Source organism: Nonomuraea terrae, assembly GCF_004348995.1.
GTDB lineage: Bacteria > Actinomycetota > Actinomycetes > Streptosporangiales > Streptosporangiaceae > Nonomuraea > Nonomuraea terrae.
On record NZ_SMKQ01000117.1, the window covers coordinates 16,252 to 27,266 of the forward strand.

Annotated in this window: 12 protein-coding genes and 2 pseudogenes; 8 read left to right on the forward strand and 6 right to left on the reverse strand. The window is 67.8% G+C overall.

The features are described from left to right. The first annotated feature begins 1 nt into the window (after position 1). Entirely contained in the window at positions 2–559 is a 558-nt protein-coding gene (locus tag E1286_RS29500; RefSeq protein WP_132617664.1) for a DUF1707 SHOCT-like domain-containing protein, read from the forward strand. An 18-nt stretch (positions 560–577) separates the two neighbouring features. On the opposite strand, the gene E1286_RS51405 is transcribed toward E1286_RS29500, so the two are convergent. The 4 genes from E1286_RS51405 to E1286_RS29520 form a co-directional block, all read right to left on the reverse strand. Then, positions 578–1,126 carry a TetR/AcrR family transcriptional regulator gene (locus E1286_RS51405; RefSeq protein ID WP_132617666.1) on the reverse strand — a complete coding sequence of 183 codons (549 nt, stop codon included), beginning with the start codon at positions 1,124–1,126 and terminating at the stop codon, positions 578–580. A 211-nt stretch (positions 1,127–1,337) separates the two neighbouring features. Then, a complete protein-coding gene (locus E1286_RS29510; protein ID WP_165969966.1) occupies positions 1,338–1,832 on the reverse strand; it encodes a DUF4158 domain-containing protein in 495 nt (164 codons plus the stop codon). 317 nt (positions 1,833–2,149) lie between these two features. Then, on the reverse strand, positions 2,150–2,956 hold the full coding sequence (locus tag E1286_RS29515; protein WP_132617670.1) for an NmrA family NAD(P)-binding protein: 807 nt from the start codon (positions 2,954–2,956) through the stop codon (positions 2,150–2,152). A 1,217-nt stretch (positions 2,957–4,173) separates the two neighbouring features. Continuing rightward, the gene (locus E1286_RS29520) at positions 4,174–5,442 is read right to left on the reverse strand and encodes an MFS transporter (RefSeq protein WP_132617672.1); all 1,269 of its coding nucleotides are present in this window, start codon (positions 5,440–5,442) and stop codon (positions 4,174–4,176) included. 143 nt (positions 5,443–5,585) lie between these two features. Here E1286_RS29520 and E1286_RS52175 point away from each other — a divergent pair. From E1286_RS52175 to E1286_RS29535, 3 genes and pseudogenes are all read left to right on the forward strand, one after another. Further along, positions 5,586–5,633 (forward strand): annotated as a pseudogene (locus tag E1286_RS52175) (hypothetical protein); the annotation flags it as partial. Positions 5,634–5,715: 82 nt separating this feature from the next. Beyond that, positions 5,716–5,910, forward strand: a complete 195-nt coding sequence (locus E1286_RS29530; protein WP_132617674.1) for a lantibiotic dehydratase — start codon at positions 5,716–5,718, stop codon at positions 5,908–5,910. A gap of 590 nt (positions 5,911–6,500) precedes the next feature. After that, positions 6,501–7,682 (forward strand): MFS transporter, encoded by a 1,182-nt coding sequence (locus E1286_RS29535; protein ID WP_281282770.1) that lies wholly within the window; start codon positions 6,501–6,503, stop codon positions 7,680–7,682. A gap of 82 nt (positions 7,683–7,764) precedes the next feature. Here E1286_RS29535 and E1286_RS49450 read toward each other — a convergent pair whose 3' ends face one another. Continuing rightward, positions 7,765–8,265, reverse strand: a complete 501-nt coding sequence (locus E1286_RS49450; RefSeq protein WP_223190511.1) for a site-specific integrase — start codon at positions 8,263–8,265, stop codon at positions 7,765–7,767. Between the two features lie 60 nt (positions 8,266–8,325). Here E1286_RS49450 and E1286_RS49455 point away from each other — a divergent pair, with 60 nt between their 5' ends. Further along, on the forward strand, positions 8,326–8,496 hold the full coding sequence (locus tag E1286_RS49455; protein ID WP_223190513.1) for a hypothetical protein: 171 nt from the start codon (positions 8,326–8,328) through the stop codon (positions 8,494–8,496). A gap of 685 nt (positions 8,497–9,181) precedes the next feature. Beyond that, positions 9,182–9,538 (forward strand): hypothetical protein, encoded by a 357-nt coding sequence (locus E1286_RS29545; protein ID WP_132617678.1) that lies wholly within the window; start codon positions 9,182–9,184, stop codon positions 9,536–9,538. On the opposite strand, the gene E1286_RS29550 is transcribed toward E1286_RS29545, so the two are convergent. After that, a complete protein-coding gene (locus tag E1286_RS29550) occupies positions 9,516–10,013 on the reverse strand; it encodes an oxygenase MpaB family protein (protein WP_246075301.1) in 498 nt (165 codons plus the stop codon). The two genes, E1286_RS29545 and E1286_RS29550, sit on opposite strands and share 23 nt — an antisense overlap. 291 nt (positions 10,014–10,304) lie before the next feature. On the opposite strand from E1286_RS29550, the gene E1286_RS29555 reads away from it, so the two are divergent. Both E1286_RS29555 and E1286_RS52180 read left to right on the forward strand, forming a co-directional pair. After that, a complete protein-coding gene (locus tag E1286_RS29555; protein WP_246075295.1) occupies positions 10,305–10,898 on the forward strand; it encodes an MFS transporter in 594 nt (197 codons plus the stop codon). A gap of 27 nt (positions 10,899–10,925) precedes the next feature. Continuing rightward, positions 10,926–11,015, forward strand: a pseudogene (locus tag E1286_RS52180) (NUDIX hydrolase); the annotation flags it as partial.

An 11,015-nucleotide genomic window follows, 5' to 3' on the forward strand; every position in this document is an offset into this window, starting at 1 on the left:
GATGCCGACCGATCCGTCCAGCTCACCCGCGCTGCGCGCGTCCGACGCGGAACGCGATCAGACCATCGCAGTGCTGCACGACGCCGTCGCCGACGGCCGGCTCGACCCGGCCGAGTTCGACGAGCGGGTCGACGCGGCGCTGGCCTCTCGTACCGTTGATGCGCTGAGCTCGCTCGTCACCGACCTGATCGGCGCGCCCACCGAGCTGCTCACCATCAAGGAGCGGCACGGCCACGTGCGCCGTGACGGCCCCTGGAGGCTGCCGCACCGGCTCGCGCTGCGCACCGCATGGAGCGCCGTGCTGTTGGACTTGACCCGCGCCGTGCGCAGCGGGCCCGAGCTGGTCATCGAGATGCGGGTGAGCGGCGGTGCTGTTGAGTTGGTCCTCGCGCCCGGCATGGTGGTAGACGCCAACGACCTGTCAGTACGGCACGGCGCCCTGGACATCAGCAGCGACGCTGGCGATGACACACCCGAGACGCTGCGCATCCACCTGGCGGGCCGGATGCGGCACGGCAGCATCGTCACCCGATGGCAGGCCCCACCGGCGACCCGCTGATCCAGGGCGGCCGTGGGCCTACTCCGGGGCGCTCAGCGCGGTGCGTACGCCGGGTTCGACGCAAGCGCGGAAGGCGGCGTCGAGTTGCGCGGGCGTGGCGGTGGTCTCGCCGTCCACCCAGGAGCGCAGCAGCGCCATGAATGCCCCCACCACGCCGACCACCAGCAGGTCGAGCGAGGCCGAAGCGCGCCCGCCTGCATCCAGCAGCTCCTTCCTGACCACGGCGGACAGCAGTTGCTCGCCACGCGCGTACACCAGGCCGCCGCCGCGCCGCCCCAGCAGCGCCCGTATGAGCTGCCACCGCTCGTGCACGTGCTCAAGCACCGGCAGGCTGAAGGCGAACAGCTCGCTCGCCCTCCCGGCCGGCTCGGGGTGGAGGATGCCGAGCTCGTCGAGGTTGCTGAACAGCGCGTCCTGCTTGTCGGTGAAGTGCGAGTAGAAGGTGGAGCGGCCCACGTCCGCGCGGTCGATGATGTCGGTGACGGTGACCGCGTCGTAGCCCTTCTCCAGGATCAGCGTCACGTTGACGAGACCCGCGAGGCCGAGGGGAGGAAGCACGAGCGACATGAAGATGTTCAGGATCTGCCGTACATGGGTGTAAACCTACTGACCGAGACGGCCGTCCTCGGCCAGATAGCTCCAGGGTTCGTCGGCCAATTATCGCTGGAACTCACACCTCCTGGCCCCAGCCGTCCGGGGTCGGACAACTCGAGCAGGAACCCGTCCTCACCCGTGGCCAGCTCCCACAGCGACCGCGCCGAGTCTGCCGACAGCCCGTTCAGCACATGCAGGCAGAACTCCCGCTCAACCGCGCCCTGCCCGCGCCCACGATCCGCTCCACCCTGCCCGGTGGCTCGATCTTCAACGTCCGGCAGCGGGACAGCAGCGCCGCACGCAATCCCTCCTCCGTGAACACCATCGGGCAGATCTTGTCCGCCAGCCACTCGGCCGGCACATCCTCATCCGCCCGGGTCGACTCCCGGAACCCCAGCGCGTCCCGCACCTGGGCCCGGTGCCGCTCGAGCGACCGGCCCGACCAGTCGTACTCCACCAGCAACGCCGGCTCCACCTTGACCTGACCGGCCACGTAGTCCACCGCGGCCTTGGGCAGCTCACCCACGTGCCGGGGGAACCGGTCCTCCTGCTCGAAGAACTTCAGCATCATGCCGAATCCCAGACGGGTCGCCCCCGTCTTGTTCCCCACCAGCTCCCAGTCGCCGTCCAGCAGCGTCCACGCCGCGATCAGCTCTTCCGGCTCCCACTCCCGACGCACCCGAACCCCTCCACCTGACCGTTCTCCGACACGAACACGATCAAGCAGGAGACCCACCCAACCAGCCACATTCACCGCTCCAAACGATCACGAACCGCAATCGTGATCTCTCACTCCGCTACCTGGCGGCTGGGGACATGTTCGGGAGCGGAGGGCCTTCTCGGACGAGCACATGAACAGGCATGATGCCGTGGAGAAATCCCTGCTAGATAACGAAGTCGATCACTCGTAGCTACAGGCGCCGACCCGAGTGGAGGGCCTACATGGGCGGAGGCGGTGCTTTCCGGACCACCCCTGCCCAGTCCGGCGCGATTTGTCTAGAAGCGTTCCGCGTGCTCGGCCACCCACTGGGCGAACGTGCGCGCCGGGCGGCCGGTCACCTGCTCGACGGTGTCGACGACGGTTGTGGAGGCGTCGTCGGGAGCGGCGTACCAGCCGATGACATATTCGGCGTCCGCCCGGGAGACACCGGTGGCCGTTAGCCTGTCGACGGCCTGCTCGTGCGTGATCTGGACGAAGGCGATGTCGCGGTCGATCGCCTTGGACAGGATCGCGATCCGTTCACGCGGAGTAAGCGATTCGGGCCCGGTGAGGTTGTAGACACGCCCCGCATGGCCGTCGTCGAGCAGCGCGACCGCCGCCACCGCCCCGATGTCGGCCTCATGGACGATCGCGCTGCGAAAGTCGTACGGCTCCCGCACGACCTCCTCGGCCCGAATGGATTCGACCCAGGTCAACGTGTTGGACATGAACTCCTGCGGTTCCAGGCGCGTCCATTCCACACCCGAGTCCGCCACAGCCTGCTCGGCCGGCCCCAGGTCACCACCCCACACCACGGTGATGCGTCGCACAGCCGCGCCGACCGCCCGCCGTACCAGCTCGGGCGCGACCTCGGCGAGCCCCGCAGTCACCGTGATGTGTAACCGGCTGACGCCGTCGAGGGCGGCGTCCAGCTTCTCCGGTTCCGTGTGCGTGCCTGCCACCAGCTCCACCTCGGCCGGAAACCTGCCCTCGGCGCCGGCCGGATTCCGCGTCAGCGCCCGGACACGCTCTCCTCGGCGGACCAGCTCCGCCACCACGTGCCGGCCAGTGTTCCCCGTGGCCCCCGTAACCAGTGTCGTCACCGTTTATCTCCCTTCGTTGGTGACGACCCTAGAAGCTCAACTGCACTTGAGGTCAACCTTGAACTGCGTGGACCTGGGGCGAGCGACGGCATGGGCAGCAGCTACAGAGAAAGGTCTGGGGCCGGCGCCTCGCCAGCGAGGTGGCTCTTACCAGCCGATAACGTCCAGCGGGCGAGGCCCAGAGAGCCGACGATCAGCATCGCGGCTCTCGTTCCGAGCTACAGGACCACACCCCGATCCCGCGCCTTGGCCGGACATCCGGGGGTGGTGCTGCTCTTCTTACCCGGCCGGCAGTGATGCGCCCCTGCCCCGCGTGCCCAGCGGGGCAGGGGTGCTGGCCGAAGGCCGCAGCGTGCGCCGCTTGACCGGGACACTGTAGGCGGCGGCGTCGGCACGCTTGCGAATCGGGAACCCGACTGCGGCCTGCACATCGCGTATGGACAGCAGCTCAGCGCGTCGGCGCGGCACGAGCCCAGGTACCGACCTCCTGATCGTCGCGTTGTGGCGGTCGATCTCTTCGCGAGCCCACCCCGGCTACTGCTCGATCTTGTCCGGTTGCGGTCGAAGCGGGCGCGGACCTGGGCGCCGTCGACCAACCGGCCTTCCACCGTGATCCGCAGATGGCTGCTGTCCAGGGCGTCGGCATGCGGCGGGCTCAGTGTTTAGGTGGACGGCATGGCGAGAAGGACCTCATGCTCGCCCTTGTACGGCACGACCAGAGTGAGGGTCGGAACCCGCCGTTCACGTGGTAGCCGAACTCGACACTTTCCCGGGTGGTCTCGATCGGCTCCAGCATCTATGCCTCGTCGCGCAGAAGCTTCGGGCATTCGACACACCCCATGTGGATCAGTGTCTCGGTGATGTCGTGCTCCGTCACGCTCATATCCTGCCGTGCCGCACTGACAGGGGCGAACCGGTCGTGAGGAACGGACGGGCGGCAACGGGATGGGAGGGCAAATTCGGGTGGGTGATCGTAGCCGGCCCCTATAAACGCTTGTGTTGGTGCCGGCGTTCGCGGGCGCCAGTATCGGACTGGAGTCGGAGGACAGCACCGCTGCCGGATGTCCGCCGGCGAGCGCTGCTTAGGTTACGGTCTGTGTATGCCGTGGCGTGCCGTGTCTCGATTGAGTTGGGCGACGCTCTGGACGCGGCCGAACGGATCGAACGGAATGGGACGCCTCGGAATGATCCGGAGCGATCCGGCAGGGCCGCAGCGTTCAGGAATCGGCCCGCGCGAGACCGCGTATGGCGGGGACGGCGAGCAGCAGGCAGCAGACGACCAGCACCATCGCGGAGGCCACGAACAGCAACGGCACCGTTCCCAGCAGCAGGGCGAGGGGCCCCGCCAGCGCCTGGCCGACGGGTTTCATGACGAGCGAGCCGGCGGCGTCGTAGGCGTGAACCCGGCCGAGGAGCTCCTGGGGGATATGGGTCTGCACGGCCGTGTTGAACATGACCACCCAGAAGGTCGCACCCATGCCGGCGATCGCGTAACAGGCTGCCAGCGCGGTTGGTGGCCAGCCGAGGGCCACGCCGAGCGGCATGAGGCTGTAGCACGTCAGGGTGATGGCTCCGGCCCGGAGCGGACGCCCCGGCTTGATCGTCATCGCGGCGAGCCCGCCGAGCAGGTTCCCCACGCCCATCGCGGACATGACGAGACCGAGCGTGGACGCGCCGTACTGGGCGACGATCGTACTGTGGCCCAGGGTCAGCGTTGGGCCCGACGCCGTAACCTGCAGGGCGCACCAGATCACGATCACGCCCCACAGCCAGGTCCTCGACCTGAACTCCCGCCACCCCACCACCAGATCGAGCCGGAACGTTGAGCCTCCCGCGCCCGCCCCGCGCGCCGCCGGGAGACGCAGGAGGAACAGGCAGGCGCCGCTGACCGCGAACGTCGCCGCGTCGATCGCGAAGACCGTCCACGGCGCGGAGACGGTCAGGAGGAGCCCCGCCAGGGAGGGTGCGATCACGCTCATGAACGACTCGGAGACGCGCAGCGTGGCGTTGGCCCGCTGCACGTCCTGGGCGATCTGCGGGGTGATGCTGGCGACCCCCGGCTGGAAGGTGGCACCTCCGGCTCCGATCAACGCCAGGAGCATGAGCACCTGCCACAGTTCGGGTGTGCCCACGGCGAAGAGGAGGGCGAGCAGCGACTGGAAGACCAGGCGCACGACGTCGGAAAAGATCATCATGCGTCGGGCGCCGAACCGGTCCGACAGGACGCCGCCGAAGATCATGAGGATGGCGAAGGGTGCGAGGTGGGCGGCCAGCGCGTAGCCGACGCCGCTGAGGCCGTACCCGCCGTGGATCATCGCGGCCGAGATGACGACGGGCAGCATGTGGTCACCCAGCAGAGACGTGCTGCGAGCTGCGAAGAACAGGATGAAGCCGCGATTCCAGAGCCGTTGCGGGCTTCGTGTCTCTAACACGGTGAGCCGCCTGACGGGCACTTGCGCGACCGGCAGGTCACCGCCGTCCCCCATCTCTGCACCCGTTCAAGTGATCACAGCGGGAAGCCGGTGTCAAACGGCTGGACGGTGAAAGCACCCAGCGCAACACCGGCGTCGACCGCTTCGCCCAACTCACCCCGCAGGAACGACAGATCGTCCACCTGGCCGCCCAAGGGCTGTCGAACAAGGACATCGCCGCGCACCTGTTCCTGAGCCCCAGAACCATGGGGCAGCACCTCTACAAGGCTTTCCCGAAGCTGGGCGTCACCGCACGAAGCACAGCAGACGACGTGCCGACGGTGTTGCATCGGGGAAGTGCACCGCCCGATCGGGCGCGTCACCGCGGAATGGGTTGCCGCGGTTGTTCAGCGGCTGGAAGGCGAGCCGATGCTTCGGCGCCGCTTGACGGTGGTGGCCAACAACCTGGTGTTCGAGCGGGACGGCCGCCTGGTGCTCGAACACCGCGCCAGTACGAGACGGCCGGCGCACTGGCGCATGTGAGCGTACGCGCCACCGGCCGCGTACGGCTTCGCTGACACGGGATCCACTCCTGGTCGCGGACCTGATGGACCGGCTGTCGGCCGCATCGCCAGTTCGTACCGGAGTTGCGCGTCGGCACCATGGTAGGCGCGTATGGTGCGGCGGTCAGCTCGAGCGGTGGCCGGCGTTCGGCTCGGGATCGCAGGGTGAGGACACGGTCGTGGTCAGCTGGGGCGAACCGTCAGCCGGTACGCGGATTTATCAGACCGACACGTTCCTGCACCCTTTGCAACTGTCCCGCTCCGCCGTCACAACTGGGATGCAACCGCCCAAAAACGTCTGGTTCCTACGGTTCCGGGCGTAATTTTCTCAACAGCTTCAGGCACCACCCGATCCGGGCGCCGTACCGGTGGCCTCTCGGCGGCGCCGGCACGCTCGCGCCGTCTCCCGCCTGGGGATGGTGCGTTTGGTCGCGGCGGTGGTCATTGGTGACACCATCGCCACCACGGTGGCCCTGGGCGTCCTTCGGCATGACGCGATTAGTCAAGCGGTTCCGCTCGGCGAGCTCAATCTCATGGCCACGCTGAATCTGGCGCCTGGCTGCCCTGCTGATCACCACGGGGCGGCTGGCGGATCTGCTGAGACGGCGCGTTGTACTGGCGGCCGGACTGGTGCTCTTCGGAGCAGGAGCTCTGTCGGTGGCGTTCGCGCCGCTCTGGCCCGTGCTGCTGGCCGGCCGGCTGGCGCAGAGCGGGCGAGCGGCTCTGATGCTGCCGGCGGCACTCGGACTGCTGCTCGGCCACAGCTCGGATCAGCGACGCCGTGGCGCGATCACGCTGTGGGGCTCGGCCACGGGCGCGGGAGAGCTGGGTGTCCACGCCTTCGGCGGGCACGCCCTGGACGGGCCCGGTTGGTGTGCGCTCTATCTGCCGCTCGGCCTGACCGCCCTCGCGTTGCTGCTGCTCTTCCTGCCGTCCCGAGGCCGTGTGCGACCAACTCACGTCGTGCCGGATGTCGTCGGGATCTTGCTCATCGCGGCTGCCACCACGGCGCTGGTCTCGCTCCTGACGTACGGCGGTCAGTGGTGGCCGGCTTCGTTACCCATCCTTGGCGGTGCGGCCGTGGCGCTGGCCGGTACGGCAAGGGCCCTCGTCAGAGCGCGACGGCATCCAGCCGGTGTGATCGACACGGCTTTGTGGAACTCGTCAGGAATCCGAGCGGGCGCGCTGACGTCGCTGCTCTATGGACTGATGTCGTTTCCGCTGCTGACCGTAATACCCCTGGTGCTGGGCGACGGCGGCATGACCCCCGGTGAAGCAGGCCTGGCCCTGGTACCTGTCTCGACCGCCGTGGCTTTGGCCAGCCCGTTCGTCCCACGACTGGTTCGCCGAGTCGGGCTGCCGTGGACGATCTACGCGGGTGCCTTCCTCGGCGGGGTCGGCTTCTTGATGCTGGTCCATCCACCATTCACCTCTCCGGCAAGCCTGACGGCGTCGGTCGCGTTGGGGGTCGGGTTCGGCATCATGAGCACCTCGGCGACCATAGCGGGCAGCCAGGCGGTCGACTCGACGCGGTACGCGGCGGCCGTCGGATCGGTCACCACCGCGCGTCCTCGGAGGAGCGGTCGGCAGTTCCGTGGCCGTCTCGTACGTCTCTTATCGATCGGAGCAGCCAGATCTGGCGTATCCCGACGTCACGATTGGCTGCATCACTGTGGCGCTGGCGCTCGGCCTGACCCCCATGCGCCAGAGCGGGCGTGCAGGCCGCTCGGTATTAACGGTGGACAGCGTTAACTCCGGTAGGTATCTTCTCCGGGTCCCGCCCGACCTGCCCGAAACCGGAACCGGCGCCGCCTTCGCCTCCGAAGGTGGCGCCTCAGGCCAGGTGACCGCGCCTCGCATCCAAGGAAGACGCTTCGTGACCGACATCGTCCCGCTCGTACCGGTAGTGCGAATACGCCTCGATCGTGTCGCGCTCCACCGGGATCGTCCGCGGCTGGCGGGCCTTGGCGAACGCGCCGTTGGCGTTCACCCGCCGCCAGACATGGACGTGCGGGCCCTCGATCCGGGAGCCCAGCACCCGGGAATCCGGCAGTAAGTGCATGTCCTGCCTGCGCAGCCCCAGCGCTTCACCGATTCTCATGCCGGTTTCCGCCAGGAATTGGATCAAGAAGGCGTCGCGGGCGTGCCGGGCCAGGCCGAGCAGCACGGCGATCTCCTCATCCGACAGCCACTCATAGCCCGGCACCGCGACCCGGAACTTGATCGTGCGGGCCATCACCGTCCGGTTATGGCCGTCCTCGCCCGCGTCGAACCCCGCGGGCAGAAACCGCAGATACTTCGGCCGGGACAGCGCGTTGACCAGCGTCGGCGGCACCCAACCTTGCAGGCATGACCACGACAGGAACTCCCCGACCGTCCCATGATCGCGTTCGCGGTGGCTTCGCTGCGATACCGCGCCGTCGTCCCCGGCTTGGGCGACCGCACCGGCATCGGCTCGTCCACCAGCCACCGCATCATCGCCATCAGCCGCGCCAAGCTCGGGCGCGACCAGTCCACGCCGTACCCACGGCAGTACGACAAGTACAAGGCGATCCGCCCGGCGTAGGTCTTCTCGGTGTTGAACGCCCGGCCCGCCCCGCGCAGCCCCGCCAGATACGCGCACGCCTCGACATGCAGAGCGAGATCCTCATCAACCACCACCCAAGACACCGACCCGTCGCCAGCCATCGCCCGCTCAGGCCGGTAGTACCGAGGCAGTGCACCTGACGTGGCCAACATGCCTGACGACCCCCAGATATTGGTAAGGCAAATACGTGCTGAGGCTACTTGCCATACATGCCTGACCACTGAGAGTCACCCCAGATAAACGAAGACTCCTTCGATCGCGTCGTCTCCCGGCCTGGACGTCGCGTGCTCAGCGTGCTGGTCGAACGCGGCCCCCTGAGGGGCACGGCACAACGGCATGGCCGACAAAGGCTTCGCCGCGGCAGCAACAGAGCCGTCGCCGGACGAAGCGCACCCCGAAAGGGCCGACGCGACCATACAGATCACCAGCGCGACCCTTCAAAAGGCACAAAGGAGGCAGACATGGTGATCAATGTGCCACGGGAACCGGCGTGGCCACGGAAGGAAGACAGGCCCGAGTGCCGGGGCATTTCGGCCAGATCTATAGCGCTTCGTCCGCCGCACACTGTGAGAAACCCCCGCAAACGCTTCACCATTTTTCCGAACCACGTTGCCCATATGGGAGACGAGGCTAGAGTGGCCGAGTTCTCCAGGAAAGGATCATCATGCTCAGCATTGTCCGGCGTTCTGCCCTTGCAGGCGCGCTCGCGATGAGCCTCGCCGTGGCCACCGTCGGCTTCGCACCTCCCTCGGCCGCGGCGACACCGCCGTACGGACTCCTCAAGCTGGTCTTCAGGTGTGCCCACGTGGGGGGCGTGTCGGTCACGGTCGTGGGTCCGGGCGTCGCGGCCAGCGCGCGCGACGACAACGGCACGCACTACTTCCGGGGCCGGCCCGGCGCCTACCGGGTGAAGCGCCTCGCGAACGGACGGATCGCACCGAGATCCAGGCTCATCCAGATCCCGAAGTTCTCGACCCGCACTGTCAATGTCTGCTCCCTCAAGTGGCCCGGGCGCCCGTGACCCTGGGCCGCCTTTCTTGCGTCGGGCCCATGTTGCGGGGCAGGATCTGGTCGGACTGGGCGTAGGCGGCGTCCCAGGTGGCGGGGACGTACTCGTCCTTGATGCCGAGCATGTGCGCGGTCACCTGCCGGACGTGCAGGTACGCCTCCGGCTCGGCGGGCCGGACCGGCACCTTCCACTCGATCATCTTGCGCATGGCGAAGGTGGGCAGGGTGTGCCAGGTGACGAGCATGTCCTCCTGGCTGATCGGGATGTCGCCGCCCCAGTGGGGGACTGCTGCAGCAGGTGCCGCACCGCGGCGTGCACCAGCCGGGTCTTGACGCACTCGACGATGCACGAGCCGGCGGGGCGGTAGGCGTCGAGGGCCCCGACCGCGAAGCCGAAGATGCTCGTCTTGGCGACGCGGTCCTCCATGGCGGCGCCGCCCTTGGAGTAGTAAAGGTGGTCTGAGGTCACATATCCGCGATCCCCGCATCACCGCCAGGCAGTACGGCGGATGTGGACGACGGTGAGCCGGCCGGATGGCCGGTAGATGGTGTTGAACTCTTCGGGGCCCTGGCGCGACACGCGCCGGGGCCCCTGTGCGCGTCAGGGAAAGGAATGTATGGGACCACCACCCACGACACCGATCCGTCACCGGCCAGTGCACCTGACGTGGCCAACATGCCTGACGACCCCCAGATATTGGTAAGGCAAGTACGTGCGGAGGCTACTTGCCATACATGCCTGACAACTGAGAGTCACCCAAGATAACGTCACGCTGGCGGTGCTGGACGGGCTGTGCGCCGCGTTCATCGATCCCGTCCAGGACACGGCGATCCGCGGCATCATTCCCTCGGGCCAACTGCACAGTGCCTATGCGCAGGAGGAGGCCCGTACCCACGCGGCCGGGCTGCTCGGCCCTTCGCTCGGCGGCCTGCTGTACGGCCTGGGGCGGGCAGTGCCCTTCGTCGTCGACACCATCACTTTTCTTGCCGCCACGCTCATCTACGCTTTTGCGAAGGTTCCGCGCCGCCCGGCGAACGAACCGCAAACCTCTGCACGAGATGATGGCGAGGAGCAGCGGCCAATACGGCGTGGCATGCGCCGGGAAGCGGCTGAGGCCATCGCATGGCTGTGGCGCCAGCATGGCCTGCGTGAGGTCGCCCCAGCGGTGATGGTCCTCAACCTGCTGGGCGGAGCGTTTACTATCCCGCTGATCGTGCTCGTCGGCGAACGCGGCGGTGATGCGCGGGTCACCGGCACGGTCCTGGCCGGTCTCGGTATCAGCGGGCTGGCCGGTGCACTGCTGTCGGGCCGCATCAGCAAGCTCCTGCCTGGGGCCTGCCCCCGAAGTGTGGACACCTTGAGTACCGGATGATGGAGATCCGGAGACAAGGAGTTCCACGTGGCGATGAAGTCGTATCCGCCGGAGTTCAAGGCGGACGCCGTCGCTTTGTATCTGTCCGATCCGGGACGGACGTTGGCCTCGGTGGCC

Coding starts and splice junctions, on each gene's coding strand:
- E1286_RS29550 (WP_246075301.1), bottom strand. CDS start 10,013: ATGCGGGGATCGCGGATATGTGACCTCAGACCACCTTTACTACTCCAA.
- E1286_RS29500 (WP_132617664.1), top strand. CDS start 2: ATGCCGACCGATCCGTCCAGCTCACCCGCGCTGCGCGCGTCCGACGCG.
- E1286_RS29545 (WP_132617678.1), top strand. CDS start 9,182: ATGCTCAGCATTGTCCGGCGTTCTGCCCTTGCAGGCGCGCTCGCGATG.
- E1286_RS51405 (WP_132617666.1), bottom strand. CDS start 1,126: ATGTCGCTCGTGCTTCCTCCCCTCGGCCTCGCGGGTCTCGTCAACGTG.
- E1286_RS29520 (WP_132617672.1), bottom strand. CDS start 5,442: ATGGGGGACGGCGGTGACCTGCCGGTCGCGCAAGTGCCCGTCAGGCGG.